Below are 17751 nucleotides of genomic sequence, written 5' to 3'. Positions count from 1 at the left end.
CCCGACGTCACCAGGTGTCCGGGCGGTCCAGGTCGTCGGCCGCTCGGTAGCCGCCGAGGATCGCCAGGCCCTCCGCCTCGGTGTAACCCTCGCCCCAACCCTTCCGGAACGCCTCGACGGCGCACTGTCGCACCGTCATCTCCAGGACGTCGTCGCCCTGCCGCCGCACCCGGTACGGCCCCGCCGCGAGTTCCCCGGGCCGCACGCCGCGGTCGGCCCGGGTCCGCTGCGCCCGGACCGTCAGCCACCGACCGCTGTCGTCCCCGACGACGACCGCGCCCTCCACGAAGACGTCCCGCCCGGCCCGGCCGAGCGTGACCGAACATTCGAGCGGTCGCGTCTGGCGCGGCAGCGACTCCAGGCGGAACGGCACCACGCAGCGGTGTGCCACGTCGAACCGGACCCGGCCGGCCGTGCCGATCGCCTCGTCGCTCGTGGACGCGTACGCGTCCAGTTGGGCCCAGAGCCCGTCCGCCGGCTGCCAGCGGATGAACCACAGCTTCCGGTCACCGGAAGGGTCGAACCAGGCGACCCCCGGAAGCTCTCCGACCCGGACGTCGACGCGGGGCTGCGGCGTGCCGGCCGAGGACAACGTCTGGGGCAGCTCGTTCAGCGAGACCTCGCTGCGTGCCAGCGCGAAACGGGCCTGACCGCCCGGCCCCCGGAACTCGACGCTCTCGGTGCCGCGCCCGGCGCGCCACGTCGCGTACTCGGCGTCGCCGATCAGGGGGTCGGTCGTGAAGTGCACGGTCGCCGGGTCCGCGCCGACCTCCCCGGGGCGGGCGAGGGCGCCGGCCCGCGTCGAGGCGTCCGGCAGCAGCAGCGCCGTGGCCGGCAGGATCGGGTGGTCCCCGGTCCGACCGGCCCACACCACCATGACCAGCGAGGTCACCGCGACACATGCCGCCGCCACAGCGCCGGCGAGGAGCCCGCGGCGACGCCGCCGGAGCCGGCGACCGTGCTGAAGGGCGTGTTCCACCATCGGCGTCGGGTCGACGTCACCGCCCGCGCGCCGCCGGAGCGCGGCGGCGAGCTGCTGATCGAGGTCGCTGGACATCACAAGTCTCCTGCCCGTGCGGGGGACGGTGCCTGCTGCCGTTCGCGCAGCGCGGCCAGCGCGCGCTTCGCGTGGGTACGGACGGTGCCGGTCGAGCAGCCGAGCAGCTCGGCGATGAGCACGTCGTCGAGATCCTCGTAGTAACGCAGGACGATCACGGTGCGCTGACGCGCCGGCAGCTCGCGCACCAACCGCCACAGTGCGTCGCGCTCGGCGACAGCGGCGGCCTCGTCCACGTCGCCGGCCCGGTCGAGGACGGCGGCGACGGAGACCTCCCGGCTGCTGCGGCGGCGCCACCAGGAGTGGTGGGCGTTGACGAGCATCCGCCGGACGTACGCGTCCGGGCGGTCCGTGCGCCCGATGCGTCCCCACCGCGCGTACGCCTGGGCCAGGACGTCCTGCACCAGGTCCTCGGCGCGGTGGTCATCGCCGGTCAGCAGCCGGGCGAGCCGTACCAGCGCCGAGGTGCGGGCGAACGCGTACTCCTCGAACGTCACGCCCTATTAACGCCGTGGGCCGGCCGGCCCGTAGACACCGGCCGGGCACTTCCTGCGCCGCCGCTCGCGGTCAGCCCTCCTGGGCCCCGAACCGGGCGCGGACGTCGGCGAGGAAGTGTTCACGTTCCTCGGGCGTCAACTCCGCCTGCCACTGCTGGAAGCGCCCGATCCGCTCGGACAACTGCCCCGTGATCGCCTCGTTGTCGGCGGCGGCGCGCAACGAGGACCGGCCGGACAGCACGTCCCGTGCCAGCGCCGCCAACTCGGGGCTCGCCCCGCCGGCGGCGAGCCGCCGCAGACTCTCGCGTACCCCGGCGGCGAGCGCCGGGTTGCCGGCCATCCGGGTCAGGTCGCGGTGCAGGTCGTCGTCCGGCTCGTCGGGCACGTCAGGCTCCCGGTGCGGTGTAGGCGAGGGCGGGCAGTTTGATCGTCGACAGGTCGCCGCCCTGGTAGGCGACATCCATGGCGGTGCCGAAGAGACCGAGGATGACGGTGCCGGCGGTGTTGATCAGCAGGGACGCCTTGTTGATGAGGGCGAGCATGTCCACCACCATCAGCGCCGCGACCCCGTAGCCCACCACCGCGCCGACGCCGGTCTCCGCCGTGATCGTGCCGGCGGCGGCCGCGATGCCGGCGATCACCGCCTTGTCGGCGAGCGCCTGGAGGATGTTGCCGAGCTGGTTGGAGAGCTGCCACGCCCCGTTGGCGGCCTTATGGTAGTTGTCGCGGATCTTGTACAGCTCCAGTTGCTGCCCGCTGGTGGCCGAGGCCAGCCGGGAGAAATATTGGTGGGCGGCGTCGTTGGCGTGCCCGTCCCACTGTCGGTCCAGGTCGAGCATGCCCTGTTGGATGTTGATGCCGACCTGTTGCAGGCAGGCCGCGAGGTTGCCCATCGCGTCGCCGAACTTCCAGATCGCCTCCCAGTCGCCGCTCAGCCAGGTGGTCATCCAGCCGAACACGTCGACGCCGGTCGGCTTGTTGATTGTCGCGTTGATCCAGGCGGACGGGCTCACGTAGTTGAACAGGTCGATCGGGTTCACGAAGCCGTTGCTGATGCTGCTCTCCGGCTTGGCCGGCTCCGTCAGGAACCGGGTCGGATCATCCATCGTGGCCTCCCGATGAGCGGGTCAGTCGCGGCTGGGAGAGGGGCGCGGCACCGCCGGGTAGGTGGCGTCGAGGTCGGCGGCGATCGTGGAGTCGGTCTGCTCGTACCGGTCGGCGACCTGCCGCAACGCCGTGGCAGACGTCCCGGTCAGGGCGCCGAGGTGGCTCAGCAGTTCGTCGAGCGCGTCGACCAGGTTGCGGTGGCCCGGCGCGGCCATCCCCAGCAGCCCACGCTCGTGCAGGCTGAACGAGCCGTGCGTATGGACATAGGTCTTCGCGGCTTCGGCCGCCTTGCCGGCCTCGGCGAGCTGGTCGGCGTAGACGCGCAGCGCCGGAGGGTGCACCGTGAAGGTCATGATCCGCCCGCCGCGTTCAGGACGAGGGCCACGACGATCACCAGCACCAGGCCGACGCCGGCGAACCCGAGGCTGCGCCGCCACAACGCCCGCGTCCGCTCCGGGTCGCTGGTGCGGTGCAGACGCGCGGCCGCCGTCACCGACGGAACGAACGGAACCGCCGGCAGCGGGAGCAGAAGCCAACCCCACCACGGAACGCCGTCACCGCTCGCCGTGGCCACCGCCGCGCCGAACACGACGAGGACATAGACACCCGCCAGGAGTACGGCGACCTTGCCGGCCAGGCGACGCATCTCCAGGGTGGGGTTGACCATCACACCTCCCGTTGCGGCCCGTACCGGCGAGCCTAACGGGGAGTGGTCGTTTCCGGTGCCCCGCAAGCGCTCACCGCGACGTCCACCCGAGACATGGGTGGACCGATCTACCGAGATAACGTCGACGGGTGGGTCCCCTTCCCGCACCACCGGTCCGCCATCGGTGGGGGCCATCAGCGCACGCTAATCTGCTGCCGGTGAAGTGGCTGACGGATCGGCGCCGGGATGTCGCCGGCTGGTTGGTGACGCCGCTGCTCACCCTGCTGGCGGCTCCGGTGTTAGCCTGCATCGGCGGATTCACGGCGAGTTACTTCTACCAGCCGCACGGCACGCCGGGGCTGTGCGAAGAGGCCGCGGCCGACAACATGTGCGAGGAGACCACTCTCCGGGTGGTCGGCTGGCACGTGCTGATCGCTGGCGTCATGTGGTTGCTGCTCTGGGCGATTCCGTGGTGGCGGGGCCTCCGGACGCCGCGCACTCTGCTCGCCGTCGCCGCGACCGCCGTTGTCGTCCTCCTGGCGGTACGGCTGGCTGCCTGACCCCGCATCGGCGCCATCGAGGCAGGACGCTGCTGATCCGCCCCCAGCGACGAACGGCTCGTCACCCGGAAGGGAGGGGCGCGCCCGGCAGGATTCGAACCTGCGGCCTTGGGATTAGAAGTCCCCTGCTCTATCCGCTGAGCTACGGGCGCGTGTGACGTAGATCGTCGCGCCCAGAGGGTACCGCCGTCCGGCTGCCCGACGGCGTAAAGGGTGCCCGCGTCCACGTTGCCGAGCAGGGTCTCATGTCGGTGGCGCTTCGGGCATCCCGGTTACCGGCGAACAACCCTGCTCGGGACCGTACCGTGGGCTGGTGTTGCTGGATTCCGACACTGAGAGTGACGTCGCCTACGAGCTGTGTCAGGTCGTCGGCCGGGCCATCCTGCCGTACCGATCGGAGATCGACTTCGGCACCGCGTTCTTCTTCCAGGATGGCGACGACAGGGTGGGGGAGTGGCTGCTGACGGCGGCGGACCTGGTGGGCGCGTCGGGTGGTGAACTGAGCCTGCGGTCGAGCGTCACCGAGCCGGCGGGAGTCGCCCCGGACGCCGTCGCCGAGAGCGAGATCGCGCCGGGCTGGTCCCGCTTCCTCCCGGACGGGGTGGCGGTGTTGCCGACCGCCGGCCTGCACCGCTACGCCGGCGACGGCGGCTGGCGGTGGCGCGTCCAGCCGGTGCCGGTGGGGATCGCCGCCGGGCCCGAGGTGGTCGCCCACCTCACCGCCGACGCCGGTTCCGCCTTCGTGCTGGCCCACGGGGTACGCGGAGACGGCTCGCGACCGCTTGAGGTCGCGATCGAGCGCGTCGTCCGCGACGGGGACGCCGTGCGGATCACCACCGAACTGCCATCGGGGTACGTGGGCGCACCGGTCTTCATCGTCCAGGCGGAGCCGACCGGGGAGGTGTCGCCGTACTGCCTCGGTCTGGTCCTGCCCGGCGCCGGCGCGCACCCGGTGGCGACCTTCGACCGGATCCGGGCCGTCCTTCCGGCCCCGTCCGACCACGCCTGAGCCGAACCCCGCCCGGTCAGCTGTCGGCGGTGACCGTTCCGGTCGGGCTCGCGTCGGCAGTGGCCGCACCGCCCTGGGGTGAGTCGCTGGTGGGCGGGTCGGCGGCGATCGGAGTCGCCGCCGCCGGGGCGGTGGGACCCGCGGCGAGGAACGCCTCGGCCCACCGGCCGACCTCGTCGAAGAACCTCTTGCGGACGGCGGGGCCGGAGAGCGTGAGGTCGTGCAGCCCGCCCTCGAAGCGCGCCAGCGTGACGTGGCGACCGAGGCGGGGCGCGTAGCGGACCATGTGTTCGACGTCCAGCACGGTGTCGGCCAGGGTGGCGTTGTCGTGCCACCTGGTGCTGCGGAAGGAGCGGGTCGAGCAGGCCAACAGCACCGGCACCCGGACGTCCAGGCCGGCGCGCAGCCGGCGTTGACCGGTGCGGATCGCGTTCAACCAGCCGGCCCGGACCGGGAACCCGGCGAGCGGCTTCCACTCCAGGTCGTAGGTCCACTCGCCGCGGTGGTCGGCGTGCAGGCTCTCGCCGTACACGGTGCCGAGCCCGAGCGGCACGATGCGGTGCGGCGCCCTGCGGCCCAGCCGCGAGACGGCGGCCGCGATGGGGCGACGCAACGCCCAGGGGGCGTTCAGGTCGAAGAAGGGGCTGTTCAGCACCAGGCCGTCGATGACGCCGCTGTCGCGACGGGCGTCCGCCCAGAGCGAGAGGATCAGGCCGCCGGTGGAGTGGCCCATGGCCAGCAGGGTGTCGTGCCCGTCGTCCGCGCGGATGATCTTGGCTGCGGCGTCCAGTTCGGGGAAGTAGTCGCTGATGTCGCGGCAGAAGTTGGGGGTCTGCCCGGGCAGCAGACTCCGCCCGTATTTCCGCAGGTCGAGCGCGTAGAAATCCCAGCCCCGCGCGGCGAAGAAGTCGGCCAGGTGGGTCTGGAAGAAATAGTCGACGAACCCGTGCACGTAGAGGACGGCCCGCCCGGTCGGACGCTCGGCCCGTCGCCGGACCAGGGTCGCGACCACGGCCCCCTCGTCGTCGGTGCCCAGGTCGATCGTCTGCCGCTCGTACGGCGGCCCCAACACGTCCGGCTCCACGCCCGCGACGCTACGCCCGCGCACCTACCCAGCGGTAGCCCCGCGCCCTGCCCTCCCTGGTTCCCGTGCCCGGCCCTCGCTCCCGCGCCCCGCGCTCTCGTCCCCGCACCCCGCGCTCTCGTCCCCGCGCCCCGTCCCCGCGCCCCGTCCCCGTCGATCTTGCACTTTCGAACGGTGATACGCCGGGATTGCCCGTTATATCGCGACAGTAAGTGCAAGATCGGCAGGGCGGGGCAGGGCGGGGCCGGGGCCGGGCGGGGTCGGGGCGGGTTAGACCGTTTCTGCGTCGGCTCGGGCTGGGGTCTGCTCGTCGACCGGGTCCGGTTCGCCCTGGGGCTGTGGGATGTCGCGCAGGTGTTTGTTGTTGCGCGGCTCCTGGCGGGTCTTGGCGTCGTTGAGCCGGCGACGCAGGTCGTCGCGGACGTCGTTGAGCGCGGCGTGCAGGTCCTCCTCGGTGGAGGTGGTGACGATCTTCTGCCGGCCGGCGATCCAGCACTCCAGGGTGACCTTCTGCCCGCGGGCCTCGCGGTCCTTCACCGACACCTCCAGCTCGGTGGCGTCGGCGTGGAAGCCGGCGAGCCGGGCGTCGAGGGTGGCGAACTGCTCGGCGATCCAGTTGCGGTCGCCCTGGGAGAACCCGGCACCCACCCGCAGGCACTCAGCCACGGTGGCGGGGTTCGCCACGGCGCTCATCGCCGCGCCCCGGAAGCGTTCGCGGAGCCGAAGGTAGTGATCATCATGGCGCTGACCTCTCGTCGACGTGGAGCTGTCGGTGGTGCGTTGATCAAGTCCTTACCCAGTCCGGCGGGGCCGGGAAACCGTCGGCGTCGGCTCGCGTGGGTCGCGCCTACCACATCCGGGCGTGATCAGGGCGTTTTCCACAGGTGGACCCGTCGTCCACAGGGCGGGGGCGGTGGCTGGTGTCGATCGTCCGCAGCGCCCAGGCTCGATGCCGAGTCGACTCGCGCTGGCAGGTTCCCATCTTCCCGGAGGGGCTATGTTCGACACTCATCTCACCATCATCGGCAACGTCTTGACCGCGCCCCAGTGGCGGCGTACCGCCCAGAGCAACACCCTGGTGGCCAACTTCAAGGTGGCCTCGACGGCCCGCCGACTCGACCGGGACAGTGGCCGGTGGGTCGACGGCAACTCGCTGCGTGTCCGCGTCAACTGTTGGCGCAAGCTCGCCGAGGGGGTGGCGGCCTCCGTCATGGTCGGCGACCCGGTGGTCGTCTGTGGCCGGCTCTACACCCGCGACTGGGTCGACGACTCGGGCACCCACCGCACCATCTACGAGCTGGAGGCGGTGGCCGTCGGCCACGACCTGTCCCGTGGTCGGGCGCGGTTCCTGCGCAACCGGCCGAGCATGACGACAAGCACCGTGGAGGACGAGGAGACCGAGAGTCGGGTGCACGGCGAGCCCACCGAGGCGGTGCCTGCCGAGCAGGCGCCCGTGGTGCCCGACGACCGCCCGCTGGACGACGACTTCGAGCTACCGGACTACACCGAGCTGCGCGTGAGCCCGTTCGGCGACGGTGACGACGACCTCTCGGCCGCCAGCGACTTCAACCTCGTGGATCTCGACGACGAGTCGGCCGCGCCGGCCGGGACGAGCGACGGCGACACCGACGCCGCCGTGGACGACGAGCTGGGTCCGGTGCCGGACGAGGGGCAGCCGGAGTCGGCACGGCCCGGTCGGGGGCGGCGTGCTCGGGGCCGGGTTCCGCAACCGGCCTGACGCGTGGCTGGGCAGGAGGGACCGGGTTCGGCCTCCGGTTCGGCACCGGCCCGGCACGACGGGGGCGGGGTGGCGACGCGACCGGCGTCGTCACCCCGGCGGCGGCGGCGCCCGGACTGTTCATCGAGCGCCATCAGGATATTCAGGAATCATCGTGGGCCCGGTCGGCTCACGGGTTGCTCGTCTAGGCTGGCCGGCCGGAGGTGGTGCGGGTGCGACGGACAGCGCCGGTGGCGAACGCGGTGGGGCTGCTGGCCGGGTACGCGCTGGACAGGCTGCTCGGTGACCCACGCCGATGGCACCCGGTGGCCGGCTTCGGGCGGGCCGCGGGGGCACTGGAGCGCCGCCTCTACCGACCGGACCGAGCGGCGGGCACCGCGTTCACCGCGCTGGCGGTCAGCGGGCCGGTGCTGCTCGGGGCGGTCGCCGCGGTGGCCACCCGACACCGACCGGTGACCCGGGCGGTGCTCGTGGCCGCCGGCACGTGGACGGTCCTGGGCGGTCGTACGCTCCGGAACGAGGCGACGGTCATGGGTCGGACGTTGCGCGACGGCGATCTACCCGCCGCCCGGCGACGCCTCGGACACCTCTGCGGACGGGACCCGTCGACGCTCGGCGAGTCGGAACTGGCCCGCGCCACTGTCGAGTCGGTGGCGGAGAACACCTCCGACGCGGTCGTCGCCCCTCTGGTCTGGGGAGCGGTCGCCGGGCTGCCGGGGTTGCTGGGCTACCGCGCGGCGAACACCCTCGACGCGATGGTCGGGCACCGGTCGGCACGTTACGCGCGGTTCGGCACCCCGGCCGCCCGACTCGACGACGTGCTCAACCTGGTGCCGTCGCGGCTGACCGGGCTGCTCACCATCGCCGTCGCGCCGGTCGCGCACGGCGATCGGCAACGGGCCTGGCGGGTGTGGCGGCGCGACCGCAACGACCACCCGAGCCCCAACGCCGGCCAGTGCGAGGCGGCGATGGCCGGAGCGCTGGGTGTGCGTCTCGGCGGTCGGAACGTCTACTTCGGGCGCTCCGAGGTGCGCCCGTTCCTCGGCGACGGTCCCCGTCCGGAGGCGCGACACCTGCGCCGGGCAGCGCGCATCTCCGGCGCGGTCGGGTTGGCCGCGGTCGGGTTGGCCGCCGCCTATCCGGTGACTGTCGGCCGCCTGCTCGGCGCGCTGGGGCGGCGGGGTCTGGCCGCCAGCCGGCGCGGGCTGGTCACGCGGGGCGGGCTGGTCGAAGATCGTGGGCTGGTCACGCGGGGAGGGCTTGTCGGTCGACGTGGGCTGGTCACGCGGGGAGGGCTTGTCGGTCGGCGCGGGCTGGTCGACCGGGGTGGAGCCGCCACCGCAGCGATCGACCGGGGGACCCGGCGATGAGTGGTGGGCTGCTGGTCGCCGGGACGACCTCCGACGCGGGCAAGAGCGTGCTGACCGCCGGCATCTGCCGCTGGCTGCACCGGCAGGGCGTCAGCGTGGCGCCGTACAAGGCGCAGAACATGTCGAACAACTCGGCGGTGGTGGTCGGGTCGGACGGGCGCGGCGGCGAGATCGGGCGAGCCCAGGCCATGCAGGCCGCAGCCTGCGGGCTCGCCCCCGACCTGCGGTTCAACCCGGTGCTGCTCAAGCCGGGCAGCGACCTGGCCAGTCAGGTGGTGCTGCTGGGCGAGGCGGTGGACACCATCACCGCCGGCACCTTCCGGCAGTTGCGGCCCCGGCTCGCCGAGACGGCGTACGCGGCGTTGGCCGAGCTGCGCGCGACGTACGACGTGGTGATCTGTGAGGGCGCCGGCAGCCCGGCCGAGATCAACCTGCGGGCCGGCGACTACGTCAACATGGGGCTGGCCCGGCACGCGAACCTGCCCACCATCGTCGTCGGTGACATCGACCGGGGCGGCGTCTTCGCCTCGATGTTCGGCACCGTTGCCCTGCTCGACCCGGCCGACCAGGCGCTGGTCGCCGGTTTCGTCATCAACAAGTTCCGGGGCGACCTCGGGCTGCTCCAGCCGGGTCTGGACATGCTGCGGCAGGTGACCGGCCGCCCCACGTACGGGGTGCTGCCCTGGGCGCTGGACCTGTGGCTCGACGCGGAGGACTCGTTGGCCTACGGCCGGGTGCTCGGTAGGCCCGCAGCCCCGGCTGGCACCGAATGGCTGGACGTGGCAGTCGTCCGGCTACCCCGGATCAGCAACGCCACCGACGTCGAGGCGCTCGCCACCGAGCCGGGCGTCCGGGTACGCCTCACCATCGAGCCCGCCGAGGTGGCCGCCGCCGACCTGGTCGTCCTACCCGGTTCCAAGTCGACCGTCGCCGACCTCGCCTGGCTGCGCGAGACCGGCCTCGCCGACGCGGTCGGCACCCACGTGGCGGCCGGCAAGCCGCTGCTGGGGCTCTGCGGCGGTTTCCAGATGCTCGGTCGCGCCATCCACGACCCGGTGGAGAGCCGACGGGGCAGCGTGCCCGGGCTCGGCCTGCTGCCCATCGAGATCACCTTCGATCCGCGCAAGACCGTCCGGCAGTCGGTGGGCACCGGGCACGGTGGCCTTCCGGTGCGGGGTTACGAGATCCACCACGGGTACGTCTCCCACACCGATCCCGGTCTGACACCGCTGCTGACCGGCGACGACGGGGTCGGCGAGGGTGCTGTGCTCGGCGTGGTGCACGGCACGCACTGGCACGGGGCGTTCGAGTCCGACGAGTTCCGCCGCTGGTTCCTGACCGAGGCGGCCCGCCTGGCCGGCCGCAGTGGGTTCCGGGTCGCGCCGTCCACCAGCTTCGCCGCCGCCCGGGAACGATCCCTCGACCTACTCGGTGACCTGGTCGAGGAACACCTCGACACCGACGCGTTGTGGCACCTGATCGACTTCGGTCCACCACCGGACCTGCCCTTCATCCCGCCCGGCGCACCACAAACCTGACCGACTCGGCGCTCACCCGACGGGCGGGGGAAGCACGGTCCCGGGTCAGACCGCCGGACGGAAGGGCGGGTCAAAGCCGGGGCGGGTCCGAGCTAAGGCGGGCCTGATCAGGGGCGGGTCCGAGCCGAGGCGGGCCTGATCAGGGCGGTCCGAGCTGGGGCGGGCCTGATCAGGGGCGGGTCCGAGCCGAGGCGGGCCTGATCAGGGCGGTCCGAGTAGGGGCGGATCTGGTCAGGGGCGGATGTCGGCGGGGCGGTCGGTCGTCGGGAGGCCGGCCGCGAGCCAGGCGTCGACGCCGCCGATCATGTCGGTTGCCCGGCGCAGTCCCAGGGTCTGCAGGCTGGCGGCGGCGAGGCTGGAGCTGTAGCCCTGCCGACACACCAGCACGATCTCCCGGTCGTAGCCGGTGGCCTCCGGGATCCGCCAGGCGCTGGCCGGATCGAGCCGCCACTCCAACACGGTCCGGTCGATGACGACCGCGCCCGGCAGGTCGCCCTGTTCGCGGCGTTGCTGATCGGTACGGGTGTCGACCAGCAGCGCACCGCCTCGGACCGCCTCGACGGTCTGTTGCGGAGTCAGTCGGTGCAGCCCGGCGCGGGCCTGTTCGAGCAGGGCGTCTATGCCGGGGCTCATCACGTCTCGGAGCACCACCCGATCATGCCGATTCGGTGGCAGCGCCGGCGGCGAACGGGATGCCCGTCACCCGTCGCCACCCCAATTCCCCCGGACGTGACAGCGCCCGAGCAGGATGGTCAGCCGGACGGGTCACCGGTGCGCGGCGACGGCCCGAGCTGAGGTGATCCACTGACGTTTCCGCGGTGGCGGTTTCGGTGGACCCGCAGCCACAAGATCGCGCAACATCGTGGAAGCAGTGGCATCCGGGTCATCGGGGTACCACTCCATCCGCGATCGAGCACGATCATGGCCGCCGGCGGGCTCGCGAGCCGGTGGGGACGTGTGTGGTGATGCGTCGGGAGGAGGTTCCGGAGTTGTCCGACCGTCGGACTGGTGGGTCGCCCGTGGCGGTCGTCGAGGCGTACGCCGAACTGGCACGTCGGGTGCTCGAGGGCCCGGCGCGGTTGGGGCGGACCCGGCTGGTGGCCGTCGACGGGCCGAGTGGCGCGGGCAAGAGCCGGTTCGCCGCGCGGCTCGCGGATGCCCTGGCGGCGCTGCCTGGCGGGCGACCGCCGGTGGTGCACACCGACGACCTGCTCGACGGTTGGGACGACCAGGTCACCTTCTGGCCCCGGCTCGACGACGGGGTGCTCGCGCCGTTGCGCGACGGCGAACCGGGTGGGTACCGGCGGTACAGCTGGGTGCGCGGGCGCTTCCTGCCGCGTGTGATTCCGGTGCCGGTCGCGCCGGTGCTGGTGGTGGAGGGGGTGAGCGCCGCCCGGGCGGTCGTGCGGCCGGAACTGACCCTTGCCGTGTTCGTCACCGCGCCCGCGTCGCTGCGGCTCGCCCGCGCGGTGGCCCGGGACGGGCCGGAGATCCTGCCCGACCTGCGGCGGTGGCACGACGGGGAGCGGGCGCACTTCGCCGCCGACGACACCCGCGCACACGCCGACCTGTTGGTCGACGGCGCGCCGGCTCTGCCGCACGACGCCGACCGCTACTACGTGCGGATTCGCTGACCCGGCCGGCGCCGCCCGAGCGGACGAGCGGCCGCGGCATGGACGCCGGACAGCGGCTGGGGCACGATGCGAGGAGCCACGGCGATCGGGGGGACTCACCATGTCGGCAACGGAATCGCCCGCGCGGCGTCGGATCACCCTCACCGGCATCAGCTCCCGCGCCTGGGAGCACCCGGCCGATCGGGGCGCCCTGGTCGCGTTGCGCGAGCTGCGCGGTTTCGACGACGTGGTGCGGGCGTTCTTCGGGATGTGGAACGAGCGGGGTTTCCGGTTGTCGGTGTTGGCTTCCGGCATCCGGGTCGACCACCGGCAGTACCCGGCGGTGTGGCAGCGCTACACCGAGGCCGCGGCGGCGCTGGACGTGGCCGAGCTGCCCGAGCTGTACGTGACCCAGTCGCCCTGGTTGGGGGCCGAGGCGGTCGGTCTGGAACGGCCGTTCATCGTGCTCAACTCGGCCTGCGTGCAGCAACTCGACGAGGACGAGCTGCGGTGCCTGCTCGGCCACGAGTTGGGGCACGTGGGCAGCGGGCACGCGGTCTACAAGACGATGCTCATGATCCTCACCCGCTGGGCGGCCAACCTGAGCTGGCTGCCGGTGGGCGCGTTCGCGTTGCGGGCGATCATCGCGGCGATGCTGGAGTGGTGGCGCAAGGCGGAGCTGTCCGCCGACCGGGCCGGCCTGCTCGCCGGGCAGGACCCGGCCGCCGCGCTGCGGCTGCTGATGAAACTCGCCGGTGGTGGTGACCTGTCGCAGGTCGACACCACCGCCTTCCTGGAGCAGGCCGCCGAGTACGCCGGCGGGGGAGACCTGCGCGACAGCCTGCACAAGATCCGGATGACCGCCTGGAGCAGCCACCCGACGCCGGTGGCACGGGCGGCGCAGGTGCGCCAGTGGATCGACTCCGGGGCGTACGGGCGGGTGCTGGCCGGGGACTATCCGCGCCGCGACGACGACGGCTCGACGAGCGTCACCGAGGAGATCAAGGCGGCCGCCGAGTCGTACCGGGAGGAGTTCAGCCGGTCCACCGACCCGCTGGTCGGGTTGCTGCGCCGGCTCGGCGACGGAGCGAGCGACGTCGGGGAGTGGGTGGGCGGCACCGCCGGTCGGGCCCGCTCCTGGATGGACGCCGCCACCGAGGCCGCCGGCCGGGCGCGCCGCGCCGGCCGGGCCGGCCCCGGCGCGCGGGCGGGCGCCGCCCCGTGGGGAGACGACGAGGGTACGGGCTCCGCCGGCACGGCCCGGTAAGGCCGGCATACGATGCCGGGCATGACCTCACCGATCATGTCCGAGTCCCAGGTGCGGGCAGCCGTCGAGCGGGAGATGCCCGGCGTCCGGGCCGACCTGGAACGCCTCGTCCGCATTCCCGGCATCGCCTTCGAGGGCTTCGACCACTCGCACGTGGAACGCTCCGCCGAGGCGGTCGCGGAGTTGCTGCGCGGCTGCGGCCTGGACGTCGACATCGTGCGCTCCGGCGGCCAGCCGGCGGTGATCGGCCGTCGGGCCGCCCCGCCCGGTGCTCCCACCGTGCTGCTCTACGCCCACCACGACGTCCAGCCGATCGGCGACCGGTCGCTGTGGGAATCCGACCCGTTCGAGCCGGTGGAGCGCGACGGCCGGCTCTACGCGCGGGGCGCGGCCGACGACAAGGCCGGCATCATGGCGCACGTCGCGGCGCTGCGGGCGTACGGGGACGCGCTGCCGGTCGGCGTGGTGCTCTTCGTCGAGGGCGAGGAGGAGTACGGCTCGGACTCGCTGGAGCGGCTGCTGGTCGAGCACCGTGACGAGATCGCCTCGGACGTCATAGTGATCGCCGACTCCAGCAACTGGGACGTCGGCGTACCGGCGTTGACCACCTCCCTGCGCGGCATCGTCAACTGCTTCGTCGAGGTGCGTACGCTCGACCACGCGGTGCACAGCGGCATGTTCGGCGGTGCCGTGCCGGACGCGCTCACCGCGCTGGTGCGGCTGCTGGCGACGCTGCACGACGACGCGGGCGACGTGACCGTGGACGGGCTGGTCGGCCGGGAGGGCGCCAGCGTCGACTATTCGGAAGACCGGTTCCGGGCCGAGGCGGGGCTCGCCGAGGGCGTGGGCTTCATCGGCACCGGCCGGATCACCGACCGGCTCTGGACCAAGCCGGCGGTGGCGGTGCTCGGCATCGACGCCCCGTCCACCGGCGAGGCGCCCAACGCCCTGGTCCCAGCCGCGAAGGCGAAGCTCAGCATCCGGCTGGCCCCGGGTGACGACCCCAAGCGGGCGTACGCGGCGGTGCGCGCGCACCTGGAGAAGCGCACGCCGTGGGGTGCGCGGGTGACCGTCACGCTCGAACACGACGGCGACCCGTGCGTGATCGACGCGTCCGGGCCGATGTTCGACGCTGCCCGCTCGGCCTTCCGGGCCGCCTGGGACGGCACCGACCCGGTGGACATCGGCATCGGCGGCTCGATCCCGTTCATCGCCACCTTCCAGCAGATGTTCCCGGAGGCGGCGATCCTGGTGACCGGTGTGGAGGACCCGCACGCCCGCGCCCACGGCCCGAACGAGAGTCTGCACCTGGGGGAATTCGCCCGGGTGTGTCTCGCCGAGGCGCTGCTGCTCGGCAAGGTGGCGGCAGCGGCTGGTCAGCGGGGGCCGGCAGACCGGCAACTTCGGGTCTGATCTGCGTGTTTACGGCGTGTCGGATCGTCGTCTGGTATAGCCTTTCGTACATGAGTACGAACGAGGTGATGGCCCGGCTGGGGGCCGCTGTCAGCGCGCTGGGCGACGTCGACGTCTCGGCGTGGTCGGAGGAGACTCTCAACGAACAGCTCGGCGAGCTCTCCGCCGCCCTGGTCGCCCTCGACTCGGTGCTCTCCCGGGTCGCCGGCGAGGTTCGGGCCCGGGGGTTGCGCATCGAGGAGCCCGTCTCCGCCTGAGAGCCTGCCTCACGCGACAGGCCCTGATCCGTCGTCCGCGTGAGTGGGCGGCACCCTGCCGACACCGCCCGGGCACGGCAATGCCCGGGCGGTGTCGGAGGTGACTGGCAGGATGAGCAGCGTGCGGTTCCTCGATCTGGCGGCCACGTCCGCGGCGGTCAGCGCCACCAGCGGGCGCCGGGCCAAGGTGCTGTTGCTCGCCGAGGCGCTGCGTCGGCTGGACCCGTCCGAGGTCGAGCCCGGCGCCGGCTATCTCGCCGGTGAGCTGCGGCAACGGCAGACCGGGGTGGGTTATGCGAGCCTGCGTGACCTGCCGCCGCCGGCCGCCGAGCCGACGTTGACAGTGGCCGCCGTCGACGCGGCCATCGCGCAGATCGCGGCGGTCCACGGGTCCGGCTCGCAGGCGCGGCGTCGGGCGCTGCTGGGCGCCCTCTACGCGGCGGCGACGGCCGACGAGCAGCGCCTGCTCACCGGCCTGTTCAGCGGTGAGCTGCGCCAGGGCGCCCAGGCCGGGCTGCTCGCCGACGCGGTGGCCCATGCCGCCGAGGTGCCGGTCGCGGCCGTCCGGCGGGCGCTGCTGCTCGCCGGTGACCTGCGTGCCGTGGCGGTGGCGGCGCTGGCCGGCGGCGCCGCCGAGCTGGCCGGCTTCGGTCTGCGGGTCGGCCGTCCGCTGGCGCCGATGCTCGCGCAGAGCGCCCCCTCGGTCGACGAGGCGCTGGCCGCGACCGGCACACCGGCGGTGGTCGACGTCAAACTCGACGGCATCCGCATCCAGGTGCACCGCTCCGGCGGTGACATCGCCGTCTTCACCCGCAGCCTCGACGAGATCACCCCACGGGTGCCCGAGGTGGTCGCCGCGGTCCGGGCGCTGCCCGGCCGCGAGGTGGTGCTCGACGGCGAGGCGATCGGTCTGGACGAGGCCGGCCGTCCACTGCCCTTCCAGCAGACCTCCAGCCGGGCGGCCCGGCGCACCACCCCCAGCACCACCGGGGCCACCCCGGTCGCTCCGGCGGTGCTCGCGGCGGCGGCCAGCACGGGCACGACGGTGCTCACTCCGTACTTCTTCGATCTGCTGCACCTCGACGGCCAGGATCTGATCGACCTGCCCGGCCGGGAGCGGTGGGCCGCCCTGGCTGCCCTGGCGGACCCGTCGCTGCTGGTCGGGCGGATGGAGGTCGACGATCCGGAGCAGGCCGCCGCCGCGTTCGCCGCCGCGCTGGACGCCGGCCAGGAGGGCGTGGTGGTCAAGGCGCCGGACGCCCCCTACGACGCCGGCCGGCGTGGCGCCGCCTGGGTCAAGGTCAAACCACGGCACACCCTCGACCTGGTGGTGCTCGCCGTCGAGTGGGGCAGCGGCCGTCGCAAGGGTTGGCTGTCCAACCTGCATCTGGGCGCGCGCGATCCGGGCACCGGCGGCTTCGTGATGCTCGGCAAGACGTTCAAGGGGCTCACCGACGAGCTGCTGCGCTGGCAGACCGAACGCTTCCTCGGCCTCGCGGTGGAGCGTGGCGACTGGGTGGTCCGGGTCCGGCCCGAGCAGGTCGTGGAGATCGCCTTCGACGGGGTGCAGACCAGCTCGCGCTATCCCGGCGGGGTGGCGCTGCGGTTCGCCCGGGTGGTCCGCTACCGCGACGACAAGTCCGCCGCCGAGGCGGACACCATCGACGCGGTCCGGGCCATCCACGCGGGTCGCCCCACCGGCTGACCGGCCGCCCCGCGCCGGCGAGCCGGTGGACGGCGACGCGGGTCAGGCGGTCGCGCTCGGCGTCGGCTCGGCGGCCCGGTCCAGGGGAGCCGGGGTGGTGTCGATGCCGGCCGCGCGTCGGGCCTCGCGACGGGCCACCCAGCCGTAGCCGACGATCGCCATCACCGCGAACAGCCACCACTGCACCACGTAGCCGAAGTTCTGCCAGTTGTTGGCGTGCCCGACCGGCACCGCCTTGAACACCGGGTCGGCCGCCGGAGTCTGCTCGTCGAGCAGCAGGTACGCCCCGTAGACCGGATAGGGCATCTCGGCGGCCAGCCGGGACACACCGATGCGCCGGATCTCCAGCACCCCGTCCCGGCGCGCCACCGCGCCGGCGCCGCTCTCGGTCTCGTGCACCCGACCCACCACCGTCACGTCACCGGTCGGCACCGCCGGCACCGACGGCTGGGCGGTCGCCCCACCCGGCGCCGGGGGAATCCAGCCCCGGTCCACGAGCAGCGCCGTGCCGTCGGCCAGCACCAGCGGGGTGAGCACCTCGAAGCCGACCCGGCTGTCCACCGTCCGGCCCCGGACCAGCACCGTGTTCGCCGGGTCGTAGCGGCCGGTGGCGGTGACCCGGGTCCAGACCTTCTCCTCGGCGGGCGCCGGGCCGGTCGTGCCCGGGCCGCCGGCGGGGGCACGCAGCGCGTCGGTGAGCGGCACCGGTGCCATCCGCAGGCCCGCGTCGATCCGCTCGTTGACCTCGGTGCGCCCCCGGTAGCGGTCCAGCTGCCAGTTGCCGAGGAACACCATGACGGCGGCGGCGACCAGGGTCAGCGCGAGCGCGCCCAGCCAGCGTGGGCTCAGCAGGAACCGGTACACGGCACCGAGGCTACCCGTATGACCGA

At 73.3% G+C, this 17751-nt stretch carries 19 protein-coding genes, 1 tRNA gene and 1 pseudogene; 10 read left to right on the top strand and 11 right to left on the bottom strand.

What is annotated here, in order from left to right; genetic code table 11:
- Positions 1 to 7: 7 nt before the first annotated feature.
- From O7634_RS03485 to O7634_RS03460, 6 genes are all read right to left on the bottom strand, one after another.
- Complete coding sequence (locus tag O7634_RS03485; protein WP_278148722.1) at positions 8 to 1057, bottom strand: hypothetical protein; 1050 nt, start codon at positions 1055 to 1057, stop codon at positions 8 to 10.
- Complete coding sequence (locus O7634_RS03480) at positions 1057 to 1554, bottom strand: SigE family RNA polymerase sigma factor (protein WP_278148721.1); 498 nt, start codon at positions 1552 to 1554, stop codon at positions 1057 to 1059. The genes O7634_RS03485 and O7634_RS03480 overlap by 1 nt, the downstream gene beginning before the upstream one ends.
- Positions 1555 to 1624: 70 nt before the next feature.
- Positions 1625 to 1939 (bottom strand): hypothetical protein, encoded by a 315-nt coding sequence (locus O7634_RS03475; RefSeq protein WP_278148720.1) that lies wholly within the window; start codon positions 1937 to 1939, stop codon positions 1625 to 1627.
- Position 1940: 1 nt separating this feature from the next.
- Entirely contained in the window at positions 1941 to 2660 is a 720-nt protein-coding gene (locus tag O7634_RS03470) for a hypothetical protein (RefSeq protein WP_278148719.1), read from the bottom strand.
- Between the two features lie 21 nt (positions 2661 to 2681).
- Complete coding sequence (locus O7634_RS03465) at positions 2682 to 3014, bottom strand: type VII secretion target (RefSeq protein ID WP_278148718.1); 333 nt, start codon at positions 3012 to 3014, stop codon at positions 2682 to 2684.
- Entirely contained in the window at positions 3011 to 3328 is a 318-nt protein-coding gene (locus tag O7634_RS03460) for a hypothetical protein (RefSeq protein ID WP_278148717.1), read from the bottom strand. Before O7634_RS03460 ends, O7634_RS03465 begins: the two co-directional genes overlap by 4 nt.
- 197 nt (positions 3329 to 3525) lie before the next feature.
- Between O7634_RS03460 and O7634_RS03455 the strand changes: the two genes are divergently transcribed.
- Positions 3526 to 3867 (top strand): hypothetical protein, encoded by a 342-nt coding sequence (locus O7634_RS03455; protein WP_278148716.1) that lies wholly within the window; start codon positions 3526 to 3528, stop codon positions 3865 to 3867.
- 79 nt (positions 3868 to 3946) lie between these two features.
- On the opposite strand, the gene O7634_RS03450 is transcribed toward O7634_RS03455, so the two are convergent.
- Positions 3947 to 4019: transfer RNA gene (locus O7634_RS03450), tRNA-Arg, on the bottom strand.
- Positions 4020 to 4180: 161 nt separating this feature from the next.
- On the opposite strand from O7634_RS03450, the gene O7634_RS03445 reads away from it, so the two are divergent.
- The gene (locus O7634_RS03445; protein WP_278148715.1) at positions 4181 to 4876 is read left to right on the top strand and encodes a hypothetical protein; all 696 of its coding nucleotides are present in this window, start codon (positions 4181 to 4183) and stop codon (positions 4874 to 4876) included.
- A gap of 16 nt (positions 4877 to 4892) precedes the next feature.
- On the opposite strand, the gene O7634_RS03440 is transcribed toward O7634_RS03445, so the two are convergent.
- Both O7634_RS03440 and O7634_RS03435 read right to left on the bottom strand, forming a co-directional pair.
- Positions 4893 to 5960, bottom strand: coding sequence for an alpha/beta hydrolase (locus tag O7634_RS03440; RefSeq protein ID WP_278148714.1), 1068 nt, complete (start codon positions 5958 to 5960; stop codon positions 4893 to 4895).
- Between the two features lie 270 nt (positions 5961 to 6230).
- Entirely contained in the window at positions 6231 to 6653 is a 423-nt protein-coding gene (locus O7634_RS03435) for an HPF/RaiA family ribosome-associated protein (protein WP_278148713.1), read from the bottom strand.
- A 304-nt stretch (positions 6654 to 6957) separates the two neighbouring features.
- Between O7634_RS03435 and O7634_RS03430 the strand changes: the two genes are divergently transcribed.
- The 3 genes and pseudogenes from O7634_RS03430 to O7634_RS03420 all read left to right on the top strand — a co-directional run bounded on the left by O7634_RS03430 (position 6958) and on the right by O7634_RS03420 (position 10606).
- Complete coding sequence (locus O7634_RS03430; protein ID WP_278148712.1) at positions 6958 to 7698, top strand: single-stranded DNA-binding protein; 741 nt, start codon at positions 6958 to 6960, stop codon at positions 7696 to 7698.
- Positions 7699 to 7910: 212 nt separating this feature from the next.
- A pseudogene (locus O7634_RS03425) lies at positions 7911 to 8876 on the top strand (cobalamin biosynthesis protein); the annotation flags it as partial.
- A gap of 188 nt (positions 8877 to 9064) precedes the next feature.
- Positions 9065 to 10606 carry a cobyric acid synthase gene (locus tag O7634_RS03420; RefSeq protein WP_278148711.1) on the top strand — a complete coding sequence of 514 codons (1542 nt, stop codon included), beginning with the start codon at positions 9065 to 9067 and terminating at the stop codon, positions 10604 to 10606.
- Positions 10607 to 10837: 231 nt separating this feature from the next.
- Here the strand turns inward: O7634_RS03420 and O7634_RS03415 are convergent, their stop codons facing one another.
- Entirely contained in the window at positions 10838 to 11239 is a 402-nt protein-coding gene (locus O7634_RS03415; protein ID WP_278153857.1) for a rhodanese-like domain-containing protein, read from the bottom strand.
- 332 nt (positions 11240 to 11571) lie between these two features.
- On the opposite strand from O7634_RS03415, the gene O7634_RS03410 reads away from it, so the two are divergent.
- From O7634_RS03410 to O7634_RS03390, 5 genes are all read left to right on the top strand, one after another.
- A complete protein-coding gene (locus O7634_RS03410) occupies positions 11572 to 12240 on the top strand; it encodes a hypothetical protein (protein WP_347404237.1) in 669 nt (222 codons plus the stop codon).
- Between the two features lie 100 nt (positions 12241 to 12340).
- Positions 12341 to 13486, top strand: coding sequence for a M48 family metallopeptidase (locus tag O7634_RS03405; protein WP_278148709.1), 1146 nt, complete (start codon positions 12341 to 12343; stop codon positions 13484 to 13486).
- A gap of 36 nt (positions 13487 to 13522) precedes the next feature.
- Positions 13523 to 14899 carry a dipeptidase gene (locus tag O7634_RS03400; RefSeq protein ID WP_278153856.1) on the top strand — a complete coding sequence of 459 codons (1377 nt, stop codon included), beginning with the start codon at positions 13523 to 13525 and terminating at the stop codon, positions 14897 to 14899.
- A gap of 50 nt (positions 14900 to 14949) precedes the next feature.
- Positions 14950 to 15156, top strand: coding sequence for a hypothetical protein (locus O7634_RS03395; RefSeq protein WP_278148708.1), 207 nt, complete (start codon positions 14950 to 14952; stop codon positions 15154 to 15156).
- A 112-nt stretch (positions 15157 to 15268) separates the two neighbouring features.
- Positions 15269 to 16861, top strand: a complete 1593-nt coding sequence (locus O7634_RS03390; protein ID WP_278148707.1) for an ATP-dependent DNA ligase — start codon at positions 15269 to 15271, stop codon at positions 16859 to 16861.
- Between the two features lie 42 nt (positions 16862 to 16903).
- On the opposite strand, the gene O7634_RS03385 is transcribed toward O7634_RS03390, so the two are convergent.
- Positions 16904 to 17725 carry an SURF1 family protein gene (locus tag O7634_RS03385; RefSeq protein ID WP_278148706.1) on the bottom strand — a complete coding sequence of 274 codons (822 nt, stop codon included), beginning with the start codon at positions 17723 to 17725 and terminating at the stop codon, positions 16904 to 16906.
- Between the last annotated feature and the right edge of the window lie 26 nt (positions 17726 to 17751).

It is taken from the genome of Micromonospora sp. WMMD1120, from assembly GCF_029626235.1.
GTDB lineage: Bacteria > Actinomycetota > Actinomycetes > Mycobacteriales > Micromonosporaceae > Micromonospora.
The sequence above is the reverse complement of the archived record's forward strand: the minus strand, read 5'-3'. Positions and strand labels throughout refer to the sequence as shown.